Origin of the sequence: Enterobacter cloacae complex sp. IR5450, from assembly GCF_049238665.1 — a bacterium.
GTDB classification, from domain to species: Bacteria; Pseudomonadota; Gammaproteobacteria; order Enterobacterales; family Enterobacteriaceae; genus Enterobacter; species Enterobacter hormaechei_C.
The window spans coordinates 1-24,188 of the sequence record NZ_JBMKIC010000010.1 but is presented as its reverse complement, the minus strand read 5'-3'; the positions used below and the strand labels follow the sequence as shown (position 1 = coordinate 24,188).

Annotated in this window: 24 protein-coding genes; 11 read left to right on the top strand and 13 right to left on the bottom strand. The window is 55.4% G+C overall.

What is annotated here, in order from left to right; all coding sequences use genetic code 11:
- Positions 1-34: 34 nt before the first annotated feature.
- Both ACOTYB_RS10320 and ACOTYB_RS10315 read right to left on the bottom strand, forming a co-directional pair.
- The gene (locus ACOTYB_RS10320; RefSeq protein ID WP_048240726.1) at positions 35-574 is read right to left on the bottom strand and encodes a shikimate kinase; all 540 of its coding nucleotides are present in this window, start codon (positions 572-574) and stop codon (positions 35-37) included.
- A 71-nt stretch (positions 575-645) separates the two neighbouring features.
- Positions 646-1,044, bottom strand: a complete 399-nt coding sequence (locus ACOTYB_RS10315; protein WP_023314200.1) for a (R)-mandelonitrile lyase — start codon at positions 1,042-1,044, stop codon at positions 646-648.
- A gap of 112 nt (positions 1,045-1,156) precedes the next feature.
- Between ACOTYB_RS10315 and ACOTYB_RS10310 the strand changes: the two genes are divergently transcribed.
- Positions 1,157-2,047 carry a LysR family transcriptional regulator gene (locus tag ACOTYB_RS10310; protein WP_220153854.1) on the top strand — a complete coding sequence of 297 codons (891 nt, stop codon included), beginning with the start codon at positions 1,157-1,159 and terminating at the stop codon, positions 2,045-2,047.
- Between the two features lie 327 nt (positions 2,048-2,374).
- Positions 2,375-3,871, top strand: a complete 1,497-nt coding sequence (gene ansP / locus ACOTYB_RS10305; protein ID WP_022648235.1) for an L-asparagine permease — start codon at positions 2,375-2,377, stop codon at positions 3,869-3,871.
- A 93-nt stretch (positions 3,872-3,964) separates the two neighbouring features.
- Here the strand turns inward: ansP and ACOTYB_RS10300 are convergent, their stop codons facing one another.
- Positions 3,965-5,026: a YncE family protein gene (locus ACOTYB_RS10300; RefSeq protein ID WP_220153855.1), complete on the bottom strand. Its 1,062-nt coding sequence runs from the start codon at positions 5,024-5,026 to the stop codon at positions 3,965-3,967.
- A gap of 246 nt (positions 5,027-5,272) precedes the next feature.
- Between ACOTYB_RS10300 and pqqU the strand changes: the two genes are divergently transcribed.
- On the top strand, positions 5,273-7,390 hold the full coding sequence (gene pqqU, locus ACOTYB_RS10295; protein WP_421765803.1) for a TonB-dependent receptor PqqU: 2,118 nt from the start codon (positions 5,273-5,275) through the stop codon (positions 7,388-7,390).
- A 123-nt stretch (positions 7,391-7,513) separates the two neighbouring features.
- Here pqqU and ACOTYB_RS10290 read toward each other — a convergent pair whose 3' ends face one another.
- The 3 genes from ACOTYB_RS10290 to ACOTYB_RS10280 form a co-directional block, all read right to left on the bottom strand.
- Positions 7,514-8,182, bottom strand: coding sequence for a GntR family transcriptional regulator (locus ACOTYB_RS10290; RefSeq protein WP_003856981.1), 669 nt, complete (start codon positions 8,180-8,182; stop codon positions 7,514-7,516).
- A 258-nt stretch (positions 8,183-8,440) separates the two neighbouring features.
- Positions 8,441-9,475: an NADP-dependent oxidoreductase gene (locus ACOTYB_RS10285; RefSeq protein ID WP_045336345.1), complete on the bottom strand. Its 1,035-nt coding sequence runs from the start codon at positions 9,473-9,475 to the stop codon at positions 8,441-8,443.
- A 66-nt stretch (positions 9,476-9,541) separates the two neighbouring features.
- A complete protein-coding gene (locus ACOTYB_RS10280) occupies positions 9,542-10,117 on the bottom strand; it encodes a helix-turn-helix domain-containing protein (protein ID WP_003856978.1) in 576 nt (191 codons plus the stop codon).
- Positions 10,118-10,265: 148 nt separating this feature from the next.
- Here ACOTYB_RS10280 and ACOTYB_RS10275 point away from each other — a divergent pair, with 148 nt between their 5' ends.
- Both ACOTYB_RS10275 and ACOTYB_RS10270 read left to right on the top strand, forming a co-directional pair.
- Positions 10,266-10,784, top strand: a complete 519-nt coding sequence (locus tag ACOTYB_RS10275) for a GNAT family N-acetyltransferase (RefSeq protein ID WP_003856975.1) — start codon at positions 10,266-10,268, stop codon at positions 10,782-10,784.
- Positions 10,781-11,230 carry a DMT family transporter gene (locus ACOTYB_RS10270; protein ID WP_003856973.1) on the top strand — a complete coding sequence of 150 codons (450 nt, stop codon included), beginning with the start codon at positions 10,781-10,783 and terminating at the stop codon, positions 11,228-11,230. The genes ACOTYB_RS10275 and ACOTYB_RS10270 overlap by 4 nt, the downstream gene beginning before the upstream one ends.
- A 3-nt stretch (positions 11,231-11,233) precedes the next feature.
- Here the strand turns inward: ACOTYB_RS10270 and ACOTYB_RS10265 are convergent, their stop codons facing one another.
- Both ACOTYB_RS10265 and ACOTYB_RS10260 read right to left on the bottom strand, forming a co-directional pair.
- Positions 11,234-11,467, bottom strand: coding sequence for a YdcY family protein (locus ACOTYB_RS10265; protein ID WP_003856971.1), 234 nt, complete (start codon positions 11,465-11,467; stop codon positions 11,234-11,236).
- A 101-nt stretch (positions 11,468-11,568) separates the two neighbouring features.
- Positions 11,569-13,167: an ABC transporter substrate-binding protein gene (locus tag ACOTYB_RS10260; protein ID WP_032609282.1), complete on the bottom strand. Its 1,599-nt coding sequence runs from the start codon at positions 13,165-13,167 to the stop codon at positions 11,569-11,571.
- Positions 13,168-13,449: 282 nt separating this feature from the next.
- On the opposite strand from ACOTYB_RS10260, the gene ACOTYB_RS10255 reads away from it, so the two are divergent.
- The 3 genes from ACOTYB_RS10255 to ACOTYB_RS10245 are packed head-to-tail and all read left to right on the top strand — an operon-like array spanning position 13,450 to position 19,944.
- Positions 13,450-14,787, top strand: coding sequence for an SrfA family protein (locus tag ACOTYB_RS10255; RefSeq protein WP_023324697.1), 1,338 nt, complete (start codon positions 13,450-13,452; stop codon positions 14,785-14,787).
- 4 nt (positions 14,788-14,791) lie between these two features.
- The gene (locus ACOTYB_RS10250; protein WP_409248849.1) at positions 14,792-17,773 is read left to right on the top strand and encodes a virulence factor SrfB; all 2,982 of its coding nucleotides are present in this window, start codon (positions 14,792-14,794) and stop codon (positions 17,771-17,773) included.
- Positions 17,770-19,944: a virulence factor SrfC family protein gene (locus ACOTYB_RS10245; protein WP_211989037.1), complete on the top strand. Its 2,175-nt coding sequence runs from the start codon at positions 17,770-17,772 to the stop codon at positions 19,942-19,944. The genes ACOTYB_RS10250 and ACOTYB_RS10245 overlap by 4 nt, the downstream gene beginning before the upstream one ends.
- A 33-nt stretch (positions 19,945-19,977) precedes the next feature.
- On the opposite strand, the gene ACOTYB_RS10240 is transcribed toward ACOTYB_RS10245, so the two are convergent.
- Positions 19,978-20,736 carry an alpha/beta fold hydrolase gene (locus ACOTYB_RS10240; protein ID WP_003856961.1) on the bottom strand — a complete coding sequence of 253 codons (759 nt, stop codon included), beginning with the start codon at positions 20,734-20,736 and terminating at the stop codon, positions 19,978-19,980.
- An 86-nt stretch (positions 20,737-20,822) separates the two neighbouring features.
- The gene (locus tag ACOTYB_RS10235) at positions 20,823-20,996 is read right to left on the bottom strand and encodes a GhoT/OrtT family toxin (protein WP_003856960.1); all 174 of its coding nucleotides are present in this window, start codon (positions 20,994-20,996) and stop codon (positions 20,823-20,825) included.
- A 243-nt stretch (positions 20,997-21,239) separates the two neighbouring features.
- Between ACOTYB_RS10235 and ACOTYB_RS10230 the strand changes: the two genes are divergently transcribed.
- From ACOTYB_RS10230 to ACOTYB_RS10220, 3 genes are read left to right on the top strand one after another with little or no spacing between them, the layout of a single operon-like run.
- Positions 21,240-21,566, top strand: a complete 327-nt coding sequence (locus tag ACOTYB_RS10230) for a DUF1971 domain-containing protein (RefSeq protein WP_023303799.1) — start codon at positions 21,240-21,242, stop codon at positions 21,564-21,566.
- 27 nt (positions 21,567-21,593) lie between these two features.
- The gene (locus tag ACOTYB_RS10225) at positions 21,594-21,947 is read left to right on the top strand and encodes a DUF1971 domain-containing protein (protein WP_003856958.1); all 354 of its coding nucleotides are present in this window, start codon (positions 21,594-21,596) and stop codon (positions 21,945-21,947) included.
- Positions 21,948-21,950: 3 nt separating this feature from the next.
- Complete coding sequence (locus tag ACOTYB_RS10220; RefSeq protein ID WP_003856955.1) at positions 21,951-22,133, top strand: DUF1869 domain-containing protein; 183 nt, start codon at positions 21,951-21,953, stop codon at positions 22,131-22,133.
- A gap of 189 nt (positions 22,134-22,322) precedes the next feature.
- Here ACOTYB_RS10220 and ACOTYB_RS10215 read toward each other — a convergent pair whose 3' ends face one another.
- The 3 genes from ACOTYB_RS10215 to ACOTYB_RS10205 all read right to left on the bottom strand — a co-directional run.
- Entirely contained in the window at positions 22,323-22,646 is a 324-nt protein-coding gene (locus ACOTYB_RS10215; RefSeq protein WP_137041795.1) for a hypothetical protein, read from the bottom strand.
- A complete protein-coding gene (locus ACOTYB_RS10210; RefSeq protein WP_022650864.1) occupies positions 22,646-22,885 on the bottom strand; it encodes a hypothetical protein in 240 nt (79 codons plus the stop codon). Before ACOTYB_RS10210 ends, ACOTYB_RS10215 begins: the two co-directional genes overlap by 1 nt.
- An 82-nt stretch (positions 22,886-22,967) precedes the next feature.
- Positions 22,968-24,188 (bottom strand): phage tail protein (locus ACOTYB_RS10205; protein ID WP_421765802.1); only part of this gene is annotated, 1,221 nt, incomplete at its 5' end.

The window sequence follows — 24,188 nt, the reverse complement described above, 5'->3', positions numbered from 1 at the left end:
TTTGGATTGCCGGAAAACGGCAATAGAGAGTCTGTCATCGGCGTGAATTAAGCGAGGCAATGAGTCTTTCGGCATCCTGCCGTCGGGTAATGCGGAGAAAGCGAATGTGTTTGTACTGCGGGTTTTGCATATCCGCTTGATAGCGTTTGCGGTTGCTGCGCCAGGTTTTGATCGTCCAGATGATAATAGAGTCCTTGCTAAGGAACGACCGACGAAAGCTTTCGCGGTTCCCCGTGCCGGGCCAGAGCTCCTGTTTGTGCCAGGCGCGTCTGGAGGCCCGCGTCACCGCTTGCCAGAGCGTGCGGATAAACCCACGATCTATCCACACCACCAGATCGACGTCGCGCCACTTAACGTCGCGTGTGCGGTTGTAATTCCCGTCCAGGACCCAGTCAGGCGAGGCGGCGAGTGCTTTTTCCAGGGTTGCAAGAAACTCATCGTCCGGTGTTCCCTGCCAGTTCGCTCGCCAGTAAAGCCTGTCCATCTCAATGTAAGGGATAGCCAGCGCCTCCGCGATTCGCCTGCCAAACGTGCTTTTCCCACTTCCGCTGGTACCTATGATATTGATTTTCACCGTTCCGCCTGCAAATGCTGAAGAAAACGGATCGAATCATAACGTTAATAATTTGTTTACGAAACGCCAGACTACTCGTTCGGATACTGCTCGTCGGTGACCTTCTCCAGCCACGCCACCGGACTCCCGTCGACCGCTTCTGCGATGGCGATATGAGTCATCGCCGTCTGCGCGCTTGCGCCGTGCCAGTGCTTCACGCCGGGTGGGATCCAGGCGATATCCCCCTGATTCAGCGGTTCCGCCTCTTTCCCCCACTCCTGTAACCAGCCGCGCCCCTGCGTCACGATCAGCGTTTGTCCAAGAGGATGCGTATGCCAGGCGGTACGTGCGCCGGGTTCAAAGGTGACGGTCGCGCCACCGACTTTTGCCGGTTCAGTCGCCTGGAAAGGCGCGTCAATGCGCACGCTGCCGGTAAACCAGGCCTCTGGACCCTGAACGGAAGGTAACGAACCGCTACGGATAATTTTCATGATTTACTCCTCGTTTGCTGTTGCGTTAACAGTAGCGTAAAGCCATGGGGAGCATTAGAGTGCATAATCAGAAAGGAACCATGAGTTCAATTCATAAATCGAGTAAGCCGCCATGTTAAAAGACAACTTCAACGATCTGCTTTCCTTTATGGTCGTCGCCCGGGAGCGCAGCTTTACCCGCGCCGCGGCGCAGCTTGGGGTATCTCAGTCGGCACTCAGCCACGCAATGCGCAAGCTGGAAGCGAGGCTGGAAGTCCGTCTGTTAACCCGCACCACCCGTAGCGTGGCCCCTACCGAGGCCGGCGAGCAACTCTTTAGGCGCTTAAGCCCCCATCTGCTGGAGATCGAGCAGGAACTCACCGCGTTGCGTGATACCCGCGACAGACCTGCCGGGAATATTCGCCTTAACGCCGGGGAACACGCCATGTCTACGGTGCTGTGGCCTGTGCTTAAACCCTTTATGGCGCAGTATCCTGACATCAACGTTGAAGTCACGGTGGACAATGGGCTGACTGATATTGTCGATGGCCGCTTTGACGCGGGGGTGCGTCTGGGTGAGCAGGTGGCGAAAGATAGGATTGCGGTACGTATTGCGCCGGACATGCGCATGGCGGTTGTCGGGTCAGCAGAGTATTTGCAACGTTTCGGCATACCGAAAACGCCGGAGCAGCTCGATCAGCACCGCTGCATTAATATGCGCCTGCCCACACGCGGCGGATTATATGCCTGGGAATTTGAACGGGACGGACGTGAGCTGCGCGTGCGGGTTGACGGCCAGCTGATCCTCAACAGCCTGCCGCAGCGCATCGATGCCGCCGAAAACGGTCTGGGGCTGGCGTATGTTCCGCAAGATGCGGTTCAGGACGCCCTTGCTAAGGGCCGGTTAGTGGGTGTGCTTGAAGCCTGGTGTCCGGCTTTTACGGGATACCATCTGTATTATCCGAGCCGCCGCCAGCACACTACCGCCTTTGCATTACTCATTGCAGCCCTGCGGCATACATAGTCTCTACCTATAAGTAACTATTAAGTAAACCTGATGATTAAATCAGCATTCGCAGACCTTTTTGCCTAAAAAAACGCCACGATTCAGCGCGTTGTGATCCCCGTCTGCTCTGACCACACGATTTCCTTCGACGTGCATCACTTTCGGCACGGTTATATTTTGCGTCGCTTATCAATTGCGGGTAGGATGCCTCGCCATGTTTTGCCTTATCCATACACAGAATGACTGGAAAGGCAGCATGTGTCTGCGCAGAAGCAATCGTTTGTTTCGGCATCTGCCAGGCAGGACTATCACGTTAATGGTTCAGACAGGCAAACAGGTAACTCAATGAAAACAAGCAATAAAAGCGCAGCCGATCATCATGCTGCGAAACGTCGCTGGTTGAACTCTCATGAAGAGGGCTATCACAAGGCGATGGGCAACCGTCAGGTGCAGATGATCGCCATCGGCGGCGCTATCGGTACAGGTCTGTTTTTAGGTGCAGGCGCACGTCTGCAAATGGCTGGCCCCGCTCTCGCCCTGGTCTATCTGGTGTGCGGGATCTTCTCTTTCTTCATCCTTCGTGCGCTCGGCGAACTGGTACTCCACCGCCCTTCCAGCGGCAGCTTTGTCTCTTACGCCCGCGAGTTTCTTGGTGAAAAAGCCGCGTATGTCGCGGGCTGGATGTACTTCGTTAACTGGGCAATGACCGGTATTGTCGATATCACCGCCGTTGCGCTGTATATGCACTACTGGGGCGCGTTTGGCGATGTGCCGCAGTGGGTGTTCGCCCTCGGAGCGCTGGCAATTGTCGGGACCATGAACATGATCGGCGTGAAATGGTTCGCCGAAATGGAGTTCTGGTTCGCGCTGGTTAAGGTGCTGGCCATTGTGATCTTCCTGGTGGTCGGGACCGTATTCCTCGGCACCGGTAAACCGCTGGACGGTAACGCAACCGGCTTCCACCTGATTACCGATAACGGTGGTTTCTTCCCGCACGGCCTGCTGCCAGCGCTGGTTCTGGTGCAGGGGGTGGTGTTCGCCTTTGCCTCCATCGAACTGGTCGGTACAGCGGCAGGTGAATGCAAAGATCCGCAGACGATGGTGCCAAAAGCCATCAACAGCGTGATCTGGCGTATCGGCCTGTTCTATGTGGGCTCCGTGGTGCTACTGGTTCTGCTGCTGCCGTGGAACGCATACCAGGCGGGCCAAAGCCCGTTTGTAACCTTCTTCTCTAAGCTGGGCGTGCCGTACGTGGGCAGCATCATGAACATCGTGGTACTGACCGCCGCGCTCTCCAGCCTGAACTCCGGACTCTATTCGACGGGCCGTATCCTGCGCTCCATGTCGATGGGGGGCTCTGCGCCGAAGTTTATGTCGAAGATGAGCAAGCAGCAGGTGCCTTACGCGGGTATTCTGGCCACTCTGGTGGTGTATATCTTTGGCGTGTTCCTGAACTATCTGGTGCCGTCTCAGGTGTTTGAGATTGTGCTGAACGTCGCTGCACTGGGCATTATTGCCTCCTGGGCCTTTATTGTGGTGTGTCAGATGCGTCTGCGCAAAGCGATCAAAGAAGGAAAAGCGGCTGACGTCAGCTTCAAGCTGCCGGGCGCACCGGTGACCTCCTGGCTTACCCTGCTGTTCCTGCTGAGCGTGCTGGTGCTGATGGCCTTCGACTACCCGAACGGTACCTACACCATCGCCACAATCCCGCTGCTGGCGGTGCTGTTGATTGCTGGCTGGTTTGGCGTTCGTAAACGCGTGAATGAAATCCACAGTACCGCACCGGTTCATCCTGGAGATGACAAACAGGACGGTCCACTGGTGGAAGAGACGTCGCGTTAATAAAAAAGCCGGGTGGCGGCTTCGCCTTACCCGGCCTGCATTTCATGGTTTTTTTATGCCCGGTAAGCGCACCACCACCGGGCAAATCCCACATCAGAGCGCGATACGAATCACATCGTCAGGCTGGGTCGCTTCCTGCTGACGGGTTGATTTCTGTTTCACCGTTACGTACAGCGTTTTACTGTCCGCGGACAGCGCCAGGCTGTTCGGGTAAACCGGGGTATCGTAGGTCTTGGTCACTTTGTAAGTTTTGGCGTCGATCACGCTCACCTTGCCCGCCTCGCGGTGCGTCACATAGGCTTCGTTACGCGCCGGGTTAAACAGTACGGCCAGCGATTCTGGCGCGGCGATTTTCTGCATCACGCTGCCATCTTTCAGATTCACCACCAGCACTTCTGGCTGTTTTGAATCCGTCACGAACGCACGGTGGCCGGCAGTGTCCAGGCTCAGGTTCAGGTAGAAGTGCTCTTTTCCGTCATCCTGCACTTTTTTACGGCTGAGGATTTTGTTGGTTGCCGTATCAATGGTCACCAGCTCGCCGTCCGCATTGGTGGTATACAGGCGTTTTGCCTTCGCATCCAGCGCCAGTCCGGTGCTGAACGTGCCGGTGTTCGTGATAGTGTCCTTCAGCTTCAGCGTTGCGCCATCAACAACCCAGATCACACTCTCCTTGCCGATGCCGGTAATGTACACCGTATTGGTCGTGTCATCGGCCACCAGCTGGCGCGGCTGAAGCGGCTTCACCGTGTCGCTACGCTTGCGATCGTCCAGCACCAGGCGCCCTTTCACCTCGCTCGTTTTGGCGTCAATCGCCGTCACGGCGCTGTTGACGGTGTTACCGAACCACAGCGTCTGGGTGGCGTTATCGATCGTGGCGCCAAACGGCTTGAGATCGTTATGAATCGCCTGCGTCACTTCCAGCGTGACCGGATCCAGACGATAAACCACGCCGCCCTTATCGGTTTTGCGGCTTTGTGACGTCGCAACCCACAGCGCGTTTTCCTGCTGGCTGACGGCCATTTCATACGCGCCCTTGCCGACCGCTTTGCGCAACATCTCTTCAGCGGCATGAACCTGGAACGTACCGGCAAACAGTAAAGAGCCCAACAGCAGAGACCCACGCAGGCGCGGCGAGCACAGATGACGTAAAGACATAACAATTCCTTTTTAAATGAGGAGATTTACCGCTGACATCACTTCCGGTGGGCAAAGTCATCGCTTTGCCGTTATTTTAATGAGAATAGTAATCATTAATCAGTTGAATGTGGAGTATTTCTTTCCTTCAAAGCCTTACATTCACGAAATGTGCGGTTATAGTTTTCATAACATTTACAAAGGATTTAACATATATACACAGGTTCCAGTTGATTTGGTTCGAATTTTTCTTAACCGGTTTACTCCATGAAAATTATTACTGCCCGCAAGGCATCACTACCCCTGCTGTTCGCTCCCGTCATTTTTGGCCCGCTGAGTGCGATGGCCGCGGATGAACAGACCCTGATCGTCAGCGCCACGCCGCAAACTGTCTCCGAACTGGACACCCCGGCCGCAGTCAGCGTGGTGAGCGGCGAGGATATGCGACATGCCACACCGCGCATCAACCTTTCTGAATCCCTTGGGAGCGTGCCTGGCCTGCAAATCCAGAACCGCCAGAACTATGCTCAGGATCTGCAACTTTCCGTTCGCGGATTCGGCGCGCGTTCAACCTTCGGCGTACGCGGGATCCGCATGTACGTGGACGGCATTCCGGCAACCATGCCCGACGGCCAGGGGCAGACGTCAAACATAGACCTCAACAGCATTGAGAGCGTCGACGTGCTGCGCGGCCCCTTCTCTGCCCTGTACGGCAATGCCTCCGGCGGCGTAATCAACATCTACACCCAGACCGGACAACAGCCAGCCACAATTGAAGCCAGCAGCTATTACGGCAGTTACGGCACCTGGCGTTACGGCATGAAGGCCACCGGTGCGGTGGGCGACGGGACTCAGGCGGGGGATGTGGACTATGCGGTATCCACAACCCGCTTCACCACCCATGGCTATCGCGACCACAGCGGCGCACGGAAAAACCTCGCCAATGCGAAACTGGGCGTACGCATTGATGATGTCAGCAAGCTAACGCTGATTTTTAACAGCGTCGACATGAAAGCCAACGATCCGGGCGGACTGAGTTATCAGGAGTGGCAGAACAACCCACGCCAGTCACCCCGTGGCGATCAGTACAACACGCGTAAAACCATTAAGCAGACCCAGGCCGGGATCCGCTACGACCGTCAGTTGAGCGAACAGGACGACCTCAGCGTGATGATGTACGCCGGTGAGCGTGAAATGACCCAGTACCAGTCCATTCCGGATACCGCGCAGACTGAAAATCCTGCGCATTCGGGTGGCGTAATTGATATGCAGCGCCACTATCAGGGTATTGATACCCGCTGGACCCACCGCGGTGAGCTGCTGGTGCCGGTAACGTTTACCACCGGCCTGAACTACGAAAATATGAGTGAAAATCGCCGCGGGTATGAAAACTTCGTGATGAACAACGGCGTGCCGGATTTTGGCGTGAAGGGTAACAAACGCCGTGACGAACGTAACCTGATGTGGAACCTTGATCCCTACCTGCAAACCCAATGGCAGCTCACGCAAAAGCTGTCCGTTGAGGCGGGCGTGCGTTACAGCTCCGTCTGGTTTGACTCCAACGATCATTACATTACCCCGCAAAACGGCGATGACAGCGGTGACGCCAGCTACCATAAATGGCTCCCGGCTGGTGCGGTGAAATACGCCGTGACCGACGCCTGGAACCTGTATGCCGCGGCGGGACGGGGATTTGAGACCCCTACCATCAACGAACTCTCATACCGTTCTGATGGCAAAGGCGGCCTCAATATCAACCTGCAACCGTCAACCAACAACACCTATGAGATTGGCAGCAAAACCCGCATCGGCAATGGCATCCTGACGGCGGCGCTGTTCCGCACGGATACCGACAACGAGATCGTGGTAGACGAAAACAAAGATGGTCGCACTACCTACAAAAATGCGGGGAAAACGCGCCGTCAGGGTGTGGAAATTGCGCTCGACCAGCAGTTTGCCGAAAACTGGAAGCTGAAAATGGCGTGGACCTATCTCGATGCGACCTACCGTACCAACGTCTGTAGCAATGCAGACTGTAGCGGCAACCGGATGCCGGGGATTGCCCGTAACATGGGGTATGCGTCGTTTGGCTGGGAGCCTGAGGAAGGCTGGTACGCGGGGGCAGATGCCCGCTACATGAGCGACGTGATGGCAAACGACACCAATACCGCCAAAGCGCCCTCTTATACCGTGGTCGGTCTGAATACCGGGTATAAACTCAATTACGGCAAATGGGGAATGGACATCTTTGGTCGCGTCGATAACCTGTTCGATAAAGAGTACGTCGGTTCAGAGATTGTAAACGCAGGCTACAATCGCTATTACGAACCCGCCCCTGGCCGTAACTATGGCGTGGGCCTGTCGGTCTCTTATCGCTTTGAGTAAAACATTTTCCGGCAGCGCACGTTGCCGGTAAAAAAATAACATCATTCCCGGTAGCCTTAAGCGCCGGGAATATACTCAGGGAAGTTTAAAACGAATAAAAAAATAAGTGCGCCAGTGCGATCCTTAACTGTAGTATTGCCGTTGCAGGAGGATATTGGCTTCATCAATGGCTCGGTCGATCGCTTCCCGACTGGCCGTCACGTCCCTTTGCTCAAGCGCAGAAAGCAGATCGGCATAATGGTAAGTCGTGGCAGGGATATCTTTCATCTCTTCGTGCAGGTAGTTGATACACGGACCAATCCGTACCCATAGCTGCTCAATCAGCGAGTTCAGGGTCGGCATTTCGGCATACTGATAGAGCGTAAACCGGAACACGCGGTTGGCATGGATCGCCTTCTGCACGTCGCCCTGATGCATGGCGGTGCTGAAGTTATCTGACAGCGCGCGTAATGCATCCAGTTTGGTCTCGGTCATATTCTGACACGCCGCCGCAACGGCCATCGGCTCAAGCTGTTTTCGGATGGCGTTAATTTCGTTATAACGCTCCAGCGTAACCTCTGGCACCAAAAACGCCTGAGCAGGCGTGGCCTGTAATGCGCCTGCCGACACCAGACGCAGCAGGGCTTCGCGCACTGGTGTGATGCTGGTGCCTAATTTATCCGCAATCTCTTTCGTGATGAGTCGAGCCCCAGGTTTTAATGAGCCCGTAATTAACGCTCCCTTTAAACTGTTCTCAACTTGCATCGTCAGACTGATTCTTTGTGCTTTTTCCAGGTTTTCCAAATCAAGCATGTTTAATTCCCGTAGCCAAAACAAAATGCCATTTTCAGCGACTGTTTAAAAAAACATCGCCGGTTTGATATATCCTGTATCGTCATGCCTGGTATGAAGGGCGCGCGTTAAAATAAAAATTGTTCAATTACTATTACGTTTACCACTTCTGGCTCAGCTGGCCGATGGCGCGCAATGCTTATGGATTAATTAAAGACAATATATCGTATCTTCACAAATAATTATGGCGGACTTTGCCCGCCATAACCGATGCTCTGTTTAGTCCGCCGCCACGCGGATCACGACCTTGCCGAAGTTTTTCCCTTCCAGCAGCCCAATCAGCGCCTCCGGCGCCGCGTTCAGCCCTTCGGTGACCTGCTCGCGATAGTGAATTTTGCCTTCCTGCACCCAGCGTCCCATTTCCTGCTGGAACTCGCCGATACGATGACCATAGTCCTGAGCGATGATAAAGCCCTGCATGCGGATGCGTTTTTTCAGGATGGTCCCCATCAGCAGCGGCAAGCGATCCGGCCCCTCCGGCAGGTTGGTCGCGTTGTAGCCGCTGACCAGTCCGCAAACCGGCACGCGCGCGGAGGTATTCAGGAGCGGCAGTACGGCGTCAAAGACTTTACCGCCGACGTTTTCATAATACACGTCAATGCCCTGCGGGCAGGCTTTCGCCAGCTGTTCGGCAAAATCATCCGCATGGTGATCCAGACAGGCGTCGAAACCGAGCACGTCGACCGCATGACGGCATTTCTCCTCCCCGCCAGCCACGCCGATGACCCGGCACCCTTTGATTTTTCCGATCTGCCCCACCGTTGCGCCAACCGGCCCCGTGGCCGCCGCCACGACGAGGGTTTCCCCTGCCTGAGGCTGGCCGATATCAAGCAGCCCCATATACGCGGTGAAGCCCGGCATCCCGAGCACGCCGAGTGCCCATGAAGGGTGCGACGGGTTTTCGCCCAGCCTGACCAGCCCTTTCCCGTCGGAAAGTTCATACTCCTGCCAGCCGCTGTAGCCCAGAACCCACTCGCCCTCTTTATAATCCGGATGGCGGGAGGTCTCGACGCGGCTTACCGTGCCGCCCACCATCACCGCGCCAATCTCGACAGGAGGTGAATAGGATGGGGCATCGCTCATACGGCCACGCATGTACGGATCAAGCGAGAGCCATACGGTGCGTAATAACACCTGTCCCTCTGCGGGCGTGGGGATCGGCTGCTCTTCCAGGCGGAAATTTTCGGCAACCGGCGCGCCGTGTGGACGGGAAGCCAGTACCCAGCGTCGGTTTTGCGTAGTTGATTGATTCATTCTTCGCTCCTTACTGCTGAAAATGTCATTCAAGTCTGGCACGTTATCCTGCGGATCGCCTTTGCATTATGAGCCGGACTGATTAAGCCGCACGACCAGATAGAGGCACGATTCATCCGTTTCGTTGATAAACCGGCAGTCGTTCGGCGGCCCGAGTTCCAGACAATCTCCGGCCTTCATTTCATGGCGGGTATCCCCCTCCAGAAAGACCAGTTCACCTGCCTGCAACCAAATCAGCTGTCGCGCCAGCGCGTAAGAGGAAGCGGGCATCGGCACATCGCTGCCTGCGGGTAGCTCCACCTGGACGAGGTCGATAGGCATATCGGTGCGCGGCGACACATGGCGACGCAAATAGTGGGTTTGCGGATCGCGCCAGACGGGCTGGTTCGCCAGACGTAACAGTTTGCCCTCCTGCATTTCCGCGCGCGCAATGAGCGTAGACATGCTAATACCGAAGGCACCGGATAACCGCGCAAGCAGCGTCGCCGTTGGGCTACTGTCACCCCGTTCAATCTTATGGATCATGGCGCGTGAGATACCTGCCCGTTCGGCCAGTTCGCTTAATGACCAGCCACGCGACTCGCGTTCAAGGCGTATGCGGGCGCTAATGCGTTGATTCATATTGTCTGTCATTGTATTCATGACGTCATACTATAGTGTACGGATGGTTTTTCGGGGCAGTTTTGTGACAAAAAAACAGGGATTTTGTCGTAGCGATGGAATACATGAACTGTGTAATATTGTGAGAAAATCATACTACTATAGTGAACAACACAGCCAGAGGTTAACCATGATTGTTCGTCATGCCTGCAAAGAAGATTGTGCCGCTATCGGTGAAATTTATAACCATGCGGTGCTGCACACCGCCGCAATCTGGAACGATACAACTGTCGATACCGATAACCGTATTGCATGGTTTGAGGCGCGCACGCTGTTGGGTTATCCGGTGCTGGTCAGTGAAGAAGAAGGTGTAGTGACGGGATACGCCTCATTTGGCGACTGGCGAGCATTCGACGGTTTTCGCCATACGGTGGAGCACTCGGTTTACGTTCATCCCGATCATCAGGGCAAAGGCATTGGTCGACTGCTAATGACGGAATTAATTAAGGAAGCCCGCCAGATTGGTAAACATGTGATGGTTGCCGGTATTGAGGCGCAGAACCAGGCGTCGATTCATCTGCATGAAACCCTGGGCTTTATTACCACCGGAAATATGCCGCAGGTAGGAACCAAATTCGGTCGCTGGCTGGATTTAACCTTTATGCAACTCCAGCTCGATGAGCGCAGCGATCCGGATGCTCTGCCATGAATCAATCGTTGACGTTAGCATTCCTGGTGGCCGCCGGGATTGGGCTGGTGGTACAAAACACCCTTATGGTGCGCATTACGCAATCCTCTTCCACCATTCTTATCGCCATGCTGCTGAACTCGCTGGTGGGGATTGTGTTGTTTGTCAGCATGTTGCTGGTGAAAAATGGCATGGCGGGGTTTAACGAACTGGCGTCAACGGTGCGCTGGTGGACACTGATCCCCGGCCTGCTGGGGTCATTTTTTGTCTTTGCCAGTATTAGCGGATATCAGAATGTGGGCGCGGCAACGACCATTGCCGTACTGGTGGCAAGCCAACTGATTGGCGGTCTGGTGATGGACATCCTCAAGAGCAACGGCGTTCCCCTGCGCGCGCTGGTTGGCCCGGTCTGCGGCGCAGTGATGCTGGTGGTTGGCGCCTGGCTGGTGGCACGGCGCCAGTTTTAACCCTTACAGGATAGTCCCACCCTGCGTGAGGTGGGCATGGCGTGCCTCCGCCTCTTCTTTATGTTGCTTGCCATGATGCGCAATCGCGGTACGCAGGCGCTGCTGCTGGGTATAACGATCTTCACGGCTGAGCTCTGCATCGTCGCTTAATTCGATCAGCAGTTCGTTCATGTGGGTAATCACGCTCTCTTCGATGGTGGCATCGACGCGGGCGATAACTTTGTTTAAATGTGACATTGTCACTCCTTATCACGTGCCGGGTGACGCTACGCTTCCCCGGCCTACGGGTGCTAACTGTAGGCCGGGTAAGGCATAGCCGCCACCCGGCAAGAATACGATCAGTTCAGCTTCGCTTTCGAGAAGTCACTGCCCATCAGACTCACGCTGTACCCGGTCACGTTGCTGCGGGTCGCGTAGAACGTTTTGCCGTTAGCTAACGCAATCCACGGTGCCTGCTGATAGAAAATCTCCTGTGCCTGTCCATACAGCTTCGCACGTTCGTCCGGGTTGCTGGTCAGTTTGGCCTTTTGCACCAGCTCATCATACCCCTTATCACACCAGCGCGCGGCGTTAGATCCGGTTTTGATGCTGTTACAACCCAGCAGCACATCGGCGAAGTTGTCCGGATCGCCATTATCAGACATCCAGCCGAACAGCGCGGAATCATGCTCGCCTTTACGCATGCCGGAGAGGTACTCACCCCACTCGTAAGAGACGATTTTCGCCTTCACACCCACTTTCGCCCAGTCAGCCTGGATCATCTCCGCAATGCGTCGTGAGTTCGGGTTGTACGGACGCTGAACCGGCATGGACCAGAGGGTCACTTCCGCGCCCTTTTCCAGACCCGCCTGCTTCAGCAGCGCTTTCGCTTTTTCCGGATCGTAGCCGTAATCCTTCAGGTCTTTATTAAAGCCGAGCATGTTCGGCGGGATCGGCGATTTAGCGACCGTACCAGACCCCATAAAGACCGCGTTCACAATGGCCTTTTTGTCCGTCGCGTAATTCAGAGCCTGGCGCACCAGCACGTTATCAAACGGTTTTTTCTCCGTGTTGAACGCCAGGTACCCCACGTTCAGCGCATCCACCGAGTGCAGGGTCAGGTCTTTGTTTTTCTTGATCGCTTCAAACTGCACCGGCGACGGCGCAGGAATGATCTGACACTCGTTCGTTTGCAGCTTCGCCAGACGCGTCTCAACGTTTGGCGTGATGGAGAAGATCAGGTGTTTGGTCGGCACCTCACCGTCCCAGTAGTTCGGATTGGCGACGTAGCGGATCAGCGAATCCACCTTGTACTGCTGAAGCACATACGGGCCGGTGCCGATTGGCCAGGTGTCCACATTTTCAGGTGTCCCCTTTTTCAGCATCGCGTCCGCGTACTCGGCAGAGAGGATCGAGGCGAAGTCCATTCCCCAGTCGGCCAGGAACGCCGCGTTGGGTCCGCTCAGCGTGAACTGGACGTGATAATCGTCGATCTTTTTCACATCCTGAATGAGCTTGTCGAGGCCCACGTCATTAAAGTATTCGTAATTACCCTGGGAAACATTGTGATAGGGATGCTTAGGGTCTTTCTGACGCATAACGGAGAAAATAACGTCATCAGCGTTAAAATCACGGGTAGGTTTGAAGTATTTATTGCTGTTGAATTTTACCCCTTTACGCAGGGTAAACGTGTATGTTTTGCCGTCTGGCGAAATGGTCCACGACTCGGCCAGGGAAGGCACCGGCGTGTTTTTTACCGGGTCGAAGTTAATCAGACGGTTATACAGCGTTTGCGAGCTGGCGACAAACGAAGGTCCAGAGCTGGCGATCTGCGGGTTAAACGACTCCGGCGACGCCTCGGAGCAGTAGATAATGGTGTCTTTATTTGCCGCCCATGCGGCGCTTGCCGGTAGCAGCGCGCTCAGCGCGAGGGCGAGCACGGTTTTCCCTGTAGACATGGTTATTACCCTTTCGGTTTTATTATAGTGAACAGTAATAACAGCACAGACGTATTGGCCTGACAAATAACGAATCACTATCAGGTTTTTCTTAAGCCGTACATTTCGCTGGTTTTAGCATCACCCCGCAGAAACCGATTTGCCTTAAGGTTCATTATTCGTCAAGCACAACCATCACGATCAATGCCGCAAGAAATCGTCCCTTTTATCGTCTCCTCCGCCGTTTGCTTGCTTAGCTGTTTCGTTAAAGTAATGGCGTGAAGAAGTCTACAGGACCAAATCGTGGCAAAAACACTTTTACGCAGCGGTAATCTGGATGATTTTCAGGCCGTTGGTGGCGGCGGACAGGCCGTTTTTGAATCAGCGCTGCAAATCCGCGAAGCGCTTCGGTTGCGCAAACAACAGGCTATCGTCGATTGTCTGGCCATCCCCCAGGTCTACGACGGCGGCGATCGCGTTGACTGGTACTCCCCGGTTGAGGGAACCGTCTCCAGCTGGAAGGCGGCGGATGAAGATGATCGTTATCGCGCCCTACGCTATCTGGAAAACACGCTCGCCAGCGTGGAGTCGCTGAGTAAAAAATGCCTTCAGTCACCGAAAACGGCGCAGCAACTGTTTGGCTCTCTGCTCTCAAAAGCCTTTCAGTTTCCCGGTGAAAACTTTGTTTTCCTGGTGGATGGCAAACCGGTGATCTGCTTCTGGGGTTTCGTCAATCTTAACGAGAACGCGCGCGACGACGTGCTGGACTGCCTGCGCGAATCGTTGGTCCCTGAACCTGAGCCAGTGGTGATTAACGAGCCTGAACCTGAACAGGAGCAAGAACCGGCCCCGGTAGTGACCTTTGAGCAGGCCGACGCGCCGCTTATCACGCCTGTGGCTTCCGTCCGTATCACCGAAGATGAACTGTATACGCCAGAGCCGGTGCGCATGAACGCCGCGCCGCCAGAGCCCGCACCGGCGGCCATGCAGAAAAAACGTCGCTCCCCCCTGTGGTTGCTGCCGGTTGCCGCCGTCATTATTGCGGCCATTGCCACCCCGCTGCTTTGGCCAAAACAGGCCCCGACCGCAGCGCCTGTTGCCACACCAGCGCCAGTGCCTGTCGCCATTGCTCCGGCCCCCGTAAAGACGGTCGAGCCGCTTGAGCTGAAACTCCCGCTGCACCAGGCCGAAGTGGTAGAGCCGAAGGTGAAAACGCCTGCACCGGCAGCCGAACCAGTGGTCATTACCGCGATACCGAAAGATGCGATGGTGATGGAGGCAAACCAGGTCAAAGCGGGGTTAACGCGCTTCCTGAATGGCACCTGGCGCGCGTTTCTCGATGTGCAGGATCCGCTCACCGGCAAACCGCCGTCGCTGCGCTATCAGATCCAGAACAATAAAGGTTTCGCCCGGGTTGTGCATGGCGACAACATTGTCTGCCGGGTAGACGTCTTTTCCGGATTACACAGCAACGGCGAGCTGTTGATCAAAACGCGCGGAAACGCTCGTTGCACCGACGGTTCACGCTATCCGATGCCGGAAGTGACCTGTAAGGCAGGTGCCAGCGACGTGGCGGAATGCACCGCACGTTACGATGCCAACACCATCGTTCCTCTGACGTTCAAGAAAGCAGGTGTCTGATCCTATGCTGGTTAATCTTTGCGACTATAAACAGAGCGTGACGCTGATTGCTAACAGCGGCGTGCAGTTTCTCGATTTTGGCTTGACTCCGCAGGACACTGCCAGCAACGGGCGTTTCGTGCGTAAAACGGCAAATGGCCCGCTGTTGCGCCTGGATTTTGATCTGGTTAACGGCCGGTACACGCTGCCTGCCACCGATGGCGGGCAGCCGGAAGTGGTCAAGCCTGAAAGCACCATTCCACTGCATAACTCCCTGAACGTGCTGGACGGCGTCTGGCTGCCGCTCCCTTTCCTGCGCTTTAACCCGCCGCGGACGTTTGTTGATGGCCCGGATAACTGGGCGCGCGTCCAGGTACGAAAGCTTTCCACGCCCGACGCGGCTGGCAATACGCACCGGGTCACCGTCGCGCTCGACAGCCAGATTGCAGAGCATGCGACGTCTGCGCTGTCGCCGGTTGAAAACGATATCCTTAACGGCACGCGTTTCGCGCTCGCCTGGCGCGACAGTGAGGTTGAGAGTTTCCTTGACCAGACCTGGATTGACGGCTGGCTGCGCGAAGCCTTTACGCAGTTTGCCGACGGGGTTGAAAAACGCTCCGAGCGGGAGCTGCATCAGGCCATGCGCAGCTTTGAATATCAGGCACACTGGCTCAACCTGCTCTCCATGCTCGGGGAACAACTCACCGTGCCGGAAGTGAAGTTTGTCACCCATACCCTGAGCACCCCTGCTATTCCTGTCGATCTGATCCTTGACGTAGGCAACACCCACACCTGCGGCGTGATTATTGAAGATCATGGTGATGCCAACGACGGCCTGCGCCAGACGGCTGAACTTCAGGTACGATCTCTGAGTGAGCCACAGTTCCTGAATGAGCCGCTGTTTACCAGCCGTCTTGAATTTTGCGAAGCGCGTTTTGGCAAGCAGCACTTCTCGGTGGAAAGCGGCCGGGAGGATGCATTCGTCTGGCCGTCCATTGTCCGCGTGGGTGATGAAGCGCAAAAGCTGGCAATGCAGCGTCTGGGCACGGAAGGCAACAGTGGAATTTCCAGCCCGCGTCGCTATCTGTGGGACGAGACGCCGGTAGTGCAGGACTGGCGCTTTAGCCAGATGAACAGCAAAACCCAGCGCGAACCGCTGGCAACTGCGTTTCCGCTGATGAACCTGATGAACGACGACGGGGAACCACTCTTTACGCTGCCGCAGGATGAGCGTCTGCCGGTGTTCTCTCCGCAGTACAGCCGCAGCACCCTGATGACGCACATGCTCTGCGAGCTGCTGGCTCAGGCGCTTGGCCAGATTAACAGCGTGGCCACCCGCTTGCGGCTCGGCTTCCCGGCCTCTCCCCGCCAGCTGCGGACGCTGATCCTCACCCTGCCTTCAGCAATGCCGAAACAGGAGCGCGAGATTTTCCGTCGCCGCATGTTCGAAGCCATCGCCATCGTCTGGAAAGCGATGGGCTGGCACCCGCAGGATGAAGATTTTGCCAGCCGCAAGCAGCAGGAAAAAAGCGTGGTGCCGGTCCCTGAGATCCAGATGGAGTGGGACGAGGCCAGCTGCGGCCAGCTGGTGTGGCTGTATAACGAAGCCATTTCCCATTTCGGTGGCCAGACCGAGGCCTTTTTCGCCTCCCTCGCCCGTCCGGATCGCGCGCCTGAGCCTGGCGTCCTGCCGGGGCGTGCGCTGCGCGTGGCCTCGATTGATATCGGCGGCGGCACGACGGATATGGCCATCACGCACTATCAGTTAGATGATGGTTCCGGAAATAACGTCAAAATCACCCCGCAGCTGCTGTTCCGCGAAGGGTTCAAGGTCGCTGGCGATGATACGCTGCTGGACGTGATCCAGCGCTACGTTCTGCCCGCGCTGCAAACCCAGCTTCAGAAATCCGGCATAGCCGATGCCTCCCAACTGATGGCATCCCTGTTCGGTGATTCCGGGCGGATCGATACCCAGGCGGTCCTGCGCCAGCAGACGGCGCTTCAGCTTTTTATGCCGATAGGTCACGCGATCCTGGCGGCGTGGGAATCGAGCGATGTTGACGATCCGCTGGCCGGGCTGCATGCCACCTTTGGCGACCTGCTTACGCAAAAACCGACGCGCAACGTGATGAATTATCTCCAGCAGGCGATTGACCATGCGTTGCCTGCCGGCTCAGAACACTTTGATCTGTTCAGCGTACCGCTGCACGTCAGCTTTCGGGAGATGCGGGACGCCATGCTGGCGGGTCAGTTCACGCTTGCCGCCCCGCTTCATGCGGTATGTGAGGCGATCTCTCACTACAGCTGCGATATCCTGCTGATCACGGGACGGCCGGGCTGTCTGCCGGGCGTTCAGGCCCTGATTCGCCACCTGCAACCGGTGCCCGTCAACCGCATCGTCTGGCTGGATAAATATCAGGTTCATGAATGGTATCCGTTCAGCCAGCAGGGACGGATCGGCAACCCGAAATCCACCGCTGCGGTGGGAGCGATGCTCTGTAGCCTGGCGCTGGATCTTCGTCTGCCGCGCTTTAACTTTAAAGCAGCGGATATCGGCGCGTACTCTACGGTGCGCTATCTGGGCGTGCTGGATAACACGATCAATACCCTGCGGGACGAGAACGTCTGGTATCACGATATCGACCTCGATAAACCCGGCGCGAAACTGGACGCCCGTCTGCACTTCCCGCTGCGCGGCAACGTTACGCTCGGCTTCCGGCAGCTGGCCAATGCCCGCTGGCCCGCGACGCCGCTCTATACCCTGAGCATCAACTCTGCCGAGCTGGCGAAAGCCATTGCGGGCGACGGCGTACTGAACGTGCGCCTGAAGCTGCGTGGCGGCACTAAGCAGGAAGGTCCGGAATCTTTCGAGCTGAGTGATGCCTGGCTACAGGACGGCACGCCAGTGCCGCCGGATGCCCTGACCTTTAAACTGAATACTCTGGCCGATCGCCGACACAGCGGCAGCCACTACTGGATCGACAGCGGGAGCGTATACCTCAAATGACTGCGACGACTGCCACCACTCAGGCCTTAATCGGGTGGATCAACGAGACGCGACAGCACGCCCCGATGCTGGATAACGAAGCCGACGCCCTGCTTGCCCGCCTTAACGCAGTAAGCGCGCGTGAAGAGGCGCTCGATCGCGCCCTTGTCAGCCAGGGCAGTATCGGCCTATATGGCCACTCGCAGGCCGCGAAAGCGTACCTGCTGGCTGCCCTGTGCGACAGCGGGGACGAACGGCTGAACGTTACGCCGGGTCAACGCACGTTTGATTACTTCTCGCATATTAACCCCGGGCATGCACCGACCAACATGGCCGTGCGTTTCAGCAGAGCGTCCCGCGAGGTCGCAGACGACGCGTTTCCCCTGCGCCTGCGCCTGGTAACAGAGGCCGAGCTGGTGCAGCTGTTTATCGCGCGCACCACGCTGGATCCGCAGATCCGCGCGGTGGATAAATCGGTGATTGAAGCCCGGCTTGAGAAGTGGCGGGTGCTGCGTCAACCGCAGAGCGTGCCGGGAATGACGGCGCGGGAAGTCGCGACCATTGCCCGGTTCTGGCAAAGCGTAGTACCCGGCGCTAAGCAGCATATTGATGATGCCCTGTGGCACCAGTTTGCTCTGCTGGTTCCGTCGCTTGATCTCAGCACCCGCGCCAGCGTCTGGTCTCTGCTGTGGGGTGAGCAGCAGGAGTTAACCCAGCAGTGGCTTAAATTCGCCCAGGTGCTGCATCAAACCAGCCATGCCAGCGCACTTGCGGCGCCGTTGAGTCTGCTGGTGGACAGCTTTGGTCTACCCTGCGAAGGCTTTCTTACTCACGGGGCGTTTACCGTGCCGGAAGCACAGGAAACACTGCTTCATCCGGTAAAAAACGGCGAGCTGCTTAACGCCATTAGCCTGCCAGTTGATGTACTGGCATCTCTGACCCGCGAAGTTGTGCTGCCCGTTGAGAACTGCGTGCTGGATACCGTTGACGTCATTGATATTCCGGCCATTTCTGAGGAAAACACGCCGCTGATGATGCAGGCAAAATGCCTGTGGTTGCTGGAGCATTATCGTCAGCACATTCAGCCAGATGTCCTGGTTATCTGCAATGCAACGGCGCACCACCAGCAGACCGCGAAAACGGCAAGGCTCTTGCAAAACTGGGTCAAAGAGACGCAGCCGGTTGAAGAATCCGCGTTGCCGGGGCTGGTCTGGGCCATTACCCCTCATGATGCGCGGTTTACCACAAAGCAGAATCTGGACGAAGCGGTGCAGCAATTGCTGGGCCAGCCGGGTCTGCGCTGGGGCACGCTTCAGGCGCTCGATAGCCACAGCATGCAGCGAGTGATTGAGTGGCTGTCGCAGGCTACCCTGCCGGCACAGCGCCAGAAGCGTCTCCGCGCGCTGAAAAGGCTGTTACAAGAGTTGCTGTCAACGCTGATGCGCCCATATGTCGCGCCTCTCACTCAGGAGCCAGGCGCAGGGCGGGCAATGGCCGAAAAAATGGTCCGAACGCTGCAAGGCAGTGCCGCTCGTCATGGTGAACTGCTTGAGGGGCTTCTGCCGCCGTTAAACGCGTTTGAGACGCTGCTGACCGTCCACCAGCCTCGTGAGGAACAGGTCAACGGCCTGTTTAACGATGTTATCGATCTGTTTGCGGAAGAGACGCAGGAAAATCCAGGCGCGTTGCAGACCAAAGACAAAGCGCGGCTGGCCCATAACGTGTGGGTTAACCATCTTCGTCAGTGGAGTCGCAACGACGCGGCGGCTGCCCGTCTGGGCCTGGACGCAGAGGTACTACAGCAGATTGCGGATGTGCTGATCGTTACCAGCTACCGGCTGGATCTGCCGCTGCAACTGCAACGCATTGCAGAAAAAGATAAAAGCAGCGCCGCGCAGCTGCATGCCGCGACAGGCAATTTCATTAGCTGGCTTGGCTATGAACTGACACCCGTCTCTGAACGGCCTGCAAGCCGGATCCGCAAAGGTGAGCCAATTTTTGTGACGCCCGTTGTGAGCAGCGCTTCACCCCGTCTTACCCGACTTGGCGAGCAGCCTGTCCATGCGGCGACAGCCTATGTTTATGACTGGTTGGTTGCGCTCTACACCCGCGCGATTGAGAACGTGGATTATCAGTGTCCGTATGACGTTCAGCCTGCGGCACGGAAAGCCTTGTCTGCCTTGCTGTCTTAATCATTCCAGCCCGCAACAATGCGGGCTGCCCATTCATGAGCCGTTAATGAAGCCAGACAAAGCCTGAGCCAACGCTGACGGGTTTTCCCAGGACATTGAATGGCCCGCATCAGGGATAATTTTTACAGCAACGCCGTTTTGTTGCAGACGATTAAAATCGTCATCAGGCAGGGATCGCTCACCAAAAACTAACATTACCGGGCAGCGCAATGACAAGAACAGGTGTTCCCAGTCAGGTTTAACGCCCTCGACCAGGCTTGTTGCGCCGCGCCAGACGGCCCAGGGGGCATTACTTTGAAGGCTTCCAGCCCACGGCGACGTTTCCGCCCGCAGCATGTCATCATAGCCCTGAGCCAGAAAATGTTGTTCCGTTTGGGCCGCAATTGCCCGGCTGAACATCCCGCCACCCGCATGAAAATTGGGTTCAGACACTATCAGGCCCTTAACGCGCGACGTTAACAGCGTTGCCGTTTCGATCGCGATACTCCCCCCCATGCTATGACCATAGAGCCATAGACTATCCAGGCCGAGATGGTTTAACAGTTCAACCACCACCTGCGCCTGTTCGCTCGTGCGATAACGGTAGTTGTCAGGTTTGTCACTGTAACCGCTACCGGGAAGATCGATCAGAATGGCTCTGCGCCCCCCGAAACGGGTATCACAGACAATACGAGGATATTCATACGACGATGCACAGCCCAACCCGTGGATAAACACAACCGGGTCACCGAAACCGGGAAGATCCTGCCAGCGCACAGTGCAGCCTGCTTGCTGCGAATAGAAACTGTTCATAAGCACTCCATGTATGACAAACTGTATATTTATACAGCCTCAATGTATGGAATGCTATGTCTGGATGCCGATTCTGGAAGCGTGCTTCAGAAAAGAGAGATCAACAGGGCAACAGGAAAGCTCATCGGCCAGGTGGAACCCACCAGGAATGCGCTCAACAGGCGAATACGTTTACGATCTTTAGACAGGAACCAGGTGATTAATGCGCAGATGGAGGCCATGATTGCGTAGAACACCAACATCTTTTGATACAACGTCATTCTGTTTACCTGAGCCGAAAAATAACCGCACGCAATATGCGTCATATGTTGACACAGATCAAGTTTTTTCGTTACATCATAACCACTTAAATACTATGGATAATAACAACTGAGTACCTTGTGTAACAACGCCGGGTAAAGCAAAACGGTTATTATTGATAACATGCAAATTAAATGCACTTTTTGATAAATCCATCCCCTCAGAAAGCAGTTTAATAACAGCAGGCTTTTAAGGGAGGAAACATGCTACGCATTCCGCAGAGTTGCATTCACACCCGTTCCACGCCTTTCTGGAACAAAGAAACGGCCCCCGCCGGCATTTTTAAACGTCACCTTGATACGGGCACGCGTCCGGGCGTTTACCCTCGCCTGTCGGTGATGCGTGGCGCAGTGCGTTATCTGGGCTATGCTGATGAATTTACCTCTGAGCCTGACAGCGAGCTCGTCATTGAAGCGGGTCGTTTCGGCGTTTTCCCGCCAGAGAGATGGCACCACATTGAGGTGATGACCGACGACACCCTGTTCAATATTGAATTCTTTGTTGAACCTGAGGTGCTTAAGTCCCTTTAAGCACCCGCCAACATGAAGGAAACTATGATGTTACGTATTCCTGAAAACTTTGTTCATACCCGCTCGACGCCGTTCTGGAATAAAGAGACCGCCCCAAAAGCGCTTTTTACCCATCACAACACCAAAGCCGGCGTGTACGGTCGGTTGTCCGTCATGCAGGGTGCGGTGCGTTACTTTGGCTTTGCCGATGGCGACGCCACCGAGCCCGATCTGGAAGTGGTCATTGAGGCCGGTTCTTTTGGCATCTCCCCACCGCAAAAATGGCACCGCATTGAGCTTCTGACCGACGACACCTATTTTAATATCGACTTTTTCGCGGATCCTGCCGTCACGCTCAGCGGTGCGGGCATCGGTAAAGTGGTCAACACGCATAAGGAGTAAATAATGGGTAAGGCTACCTATACTGTGACCGTCACCAACAACAGCAACGGCGTGTCAGTGGATTATGAAACAGAAGCGCCAATGGAGCTGTTGATCCCGGACGTCGCGGCAGATGTCGTGAAGGATCTGGTGAACACCGTTCGCGCCTACGATACGGAAAATGAACACGAGGTATGTGGCTGGTAAGCTGAATCGTCCGGCACTGCGCCGGGCATGAGGGTTTAGTGTTTAAACATGATGTACGGCATCTTTTTGACGAACTGAGTTGAAGTAAGTAAGAAGCTAGCTAAAACCAAAGTATTAGCGCAAGACGAATCACTGCCTTATGAGGTTTTGAGTTGTTTTGCGCTAATTTTTTGCCCCAACCATGCCCCATTACATCACCGGGCAGTCGTCATCATCCCTCGCACGGTTAATGAAGAACGTCACCCGCCCCATTACCTCAACCTCTTCCAGTGCCGGGCCTTCTATCGCCTCGCCATCGTCCGTGATTAACGCCTTACCCATCAGTTTGGCAAACTGCGTATGGCCGTCGCACAAAATTAACAACACATCTCCTGGCCTTTTTTTCGTGGCTGGCTCGATGACTGCAAACCCAACATCTGTTTCAAGCACCCTGCTTTCGGCCCCTATGTTGCACAGAACGGATGGAGAAAGTTGGCGTTCGACGTAATCGGTAGCAGGTGATGCAAATCCCATTAGAGAACTCTCCCCATGTTGCGCAGGATCCAGTATCTGTTATCACTGCCGTCTGTCGTCTTGTCAGCGAAGCCTGGCTGATTGCGCTCTATCCATGCATTGGCGTCGGCTCGGGTGAAGTGCCAGTTAAAACCACGCAACTTTTCTATAAAGCTGTCTGTTCTCAGGTAGCGGTAGCCCTTTGGGTTAAGCTCTATGGCCGCAATAAAGGCGGCCTGAATATCTGAAATTCGGGGCATAATCTGCACTCCCTTTATTACTGTGTTTATATACAGTAGTTTCAAATGGAATGCAGATCAATTTGGGTTCGCCTATTAATTTTTAAGGCTGAATGACTGCTGGCTGCTCTGTCAGTTCCAGAGAAGCTTCAGAAGATCTTGTATTCCAAATGCTATCATCAGGCATGTCGAGGCGTACGTCGATCCAGCTGTTGGCCGGCACGTCCATCGGTTGCCCTTTTGTTTTGACGATCTCCCCTTCATCGCTCAGCATGTATTTTCGCTTAAACAGGCGGATAGTCAGTCCTCCGTTTTCGGTTTGCTCTGCTTCAACAATCCCAAGCTCTCCCATGCCGCCAGGGTCCATTGGCGGCAGCAGCTGCCAGCCTTCTGATGCCAGGCCTGCCGAACCAGTCAACACATAAACTCCCACATCGAGCCGGGAAATTTTGATCCCTTCAGCTTCGGTGTTCGCCGTACCGCAGCCGCACCAGGTGAAGCCTACTTCGTCAACATCGGTACGCTGGTTCTCGTTCTGAGATTTCACGATTCTGGCCACCGGCGAAGCTGCCTTAAGCGTGCCATCTGATGCCTTAGTGGTGTTCGCCGAGGAATAATAGACGACCCACGGTGACCAGTTATTAAGATATCTTCGACGTGATGCCATTCGATTATCAACTGTTAGCTGTATTTGCGATACATAACCTGTGTCATCACCTCCCCCCGCACGTACGCCAGTTATCATGGTGGAATAGGGGTCATAATAATTAGAACCGCTGGCACCAGGGCCAGAACTAAAACACGAGAAAGTTACGTCATTTGCATTTAAAGTGGCGTCAGACGCATTCAGATTTGTTCTGCCTAATCCAAAGTCACCAACTTTCAGAACCCGACCTAAAGTCATATCAGTTGATGATGTGGTTAGTGCGGCTGTTGCGGCACTTCCCAAACCGAGGTTTGTGCGAGCGTCAGCGGCATTCTTTGCCCCAGAACCACCCTGGCTGATACTGAGCGCTGTTGTCAGACCGGAAAGACTGGTGATATCGCTGTTTGCACCTTTCTTCGCCAGTGATTTTTGACCCGGTACGGTAACGGCAACGCCATTGATAGTGATGGTAACATCAGATGTCCCGTTCATCACATCAGCGAACCCGCTCATATAGCGCTGGTACATTGTGAAGGTTTCAGCGATGTCCTGCGCCAGACCGTCCACGCTCAGGCTGTCACTCAGAAGAATGGCGTATTTTGTTCCGGCCGGAATGGCAGGACTGGCCGCTGGCGTAACAGTGAGGCTTGTTGCTCCTCCAATTGCGGTAATCTGAAA

Excerpts from the sequence above, each read along its gene's own strand:
- ACOTYB_RS10215 (WP_137041795.1), bottom strand. The coding sequence starts at position 22,646 with ATGGGATTTGCATCACCTGCTACCGATTACGTCGAACGCCAACTTTCT.
- pqqU (WP_421765803.1), top strand. The coding sequence starts at position 5,273 with ATGAAAATTATTACTGCCCGCAAGGCATCACTACCCCTGCTGTTCGCT.
- ACOTYB_RS10275 (WP_003856975.1), top strand. The coding sequence starts at position 10,266 with ATGATTGTTCGTCATGCCTGCAAAGAAGATTGTGCCGCTATCGGTGAA.
- ACOTYB_RS10280 (WP_003856978.1), bottom strand. The coding sequence starts at position 10,117 with ATGAATACAATGACAGACAATATGAATCAACGCATTAGCGCCCGCATA.
- ACOTYB_RS10235 (WP_003856960.1), bottom strand. The coding sequence starts at position 20,996 with ATGACGTTGTATCAAAAGATGTTGGTGTTCTACGCAATCATGGCCTCC.
- ACOTYB_RS10315 (WP_023314200.1), bottom strand. The coding sequence starts at position 1,044 with ATGAAAATTATCCGTAGCGGTTCGTTACCTTCCGTTCAGGGTCCAGAG.
- ACOTYB_RS10270 (WP_003856973.1), top strand. The coding sequence starts at position 10,781 with ATGAATCAATCGTTGACGTTAGCATTCCTGGTGGCCGCCGGGATTGGG.
- ACOTYB_RS10290 (WP_003856981.1), bottom strand. The coding sequence starts at position 8,182 with ATGCTTGATTTGGAAAACCTGGAAAAAGCACAAAGAATCAGTCTGACG.
- ACOTYB_RS10285 (WP_045336345.1), bottom strand. The coding sequence starts at position 9,475 with ATGAATCAATCAACTACGCAAAACCGACGCTGGGTACTGGCTTCCCGT.
- ACOTYB_RS10310 (WP_220153854.1), top strand. The coding sequence starts at position 1,157 with ATGTTAAAAGACAACTTCAACGATCTGCTTTCCTTTATGGTCGTCGCC.
- ACOTYB_RS10250 (WP_409248849.1), top strand. The coding sequence starts at position 14,792 with ATGCTGGTTAATCTTTGCGACTATAAACAGAGCGTGACGCTGATTGCT.
- ACOTYB_RS10300 (WP_220153855.1), bottom strand. The coding sequence starts at position 5,026 with ATGTCTTTACGTCATCTGTGCTCGCCGCGCCTGCGTGGGTCTCTGCTG.
- ACOTYB_RS10225 (WP_003856958.1), top strand. The coding sequence starts at position 21,594 with ATGTTACGTATTCCTGAAAACTTTGTTCATACCCGCTCGACGCCGTTC.
- ACOTYB_RS10245 (WP_211989037.1), top strand. The coding sequence starts at position 17,770 with ATGACTGCGACGACTGCCACCACTCAGGCCTTAATCGGGTGGATCAAC.
- ACOTYB_RS10260 (WP_032609282.1), bottom strand. The coding sequence starts at position 13,167 with ATGTCTACAGGGAAAACCGTGCTCGCCCTCGCGCTGAGCGCGCTGCTA.
- ACOTYB_RS10230 (WP_023303799.1), top strand. The coding sequence starts at position 21,240 with ATGCTACGCATTCCGCAGAGTTGCATTCACACCCGTTCCACGCCTTTC.
- ansP (WP_022648235.1), top strand. The coding sequence starts at position 2,375 with ATGAAAACAAGCAATAAAAGCGCAGCCGATCATCATGCTGCGAAACGT.
- ACOTYB_RS10220 (WP_003856955.1), top strand. The coding sequence starts at position 21,951 with ATGGGTAAGGCTACCTATACTGTGACCGTCACCAACAACAGCAACGGC.
- ACOTYB_RS10240 (WP_003856961.1), bottom strand. The coding sequence starts at position 20,736 with ATGAACAGTTTCTATTCGCAGCAAGCAGGCTGCACTGTGCGCTGGCAG.
- ACOTYB_RS10265 (WP_003856971.1), bottom strand. The coding sequence starts at position 11,467 with ATGTCACATTTAAACAAAGTTATCGCCCGCGTCGATGCCACCATCGAA.
- ACOTYB_RS10210 (WP_022650864.1), bottom strand. The coding sequence starts at position 22,885 with ATGCCCCGAATTTCAGATATTCAGGCCGCCTTTATTGCGGCCATAGAG.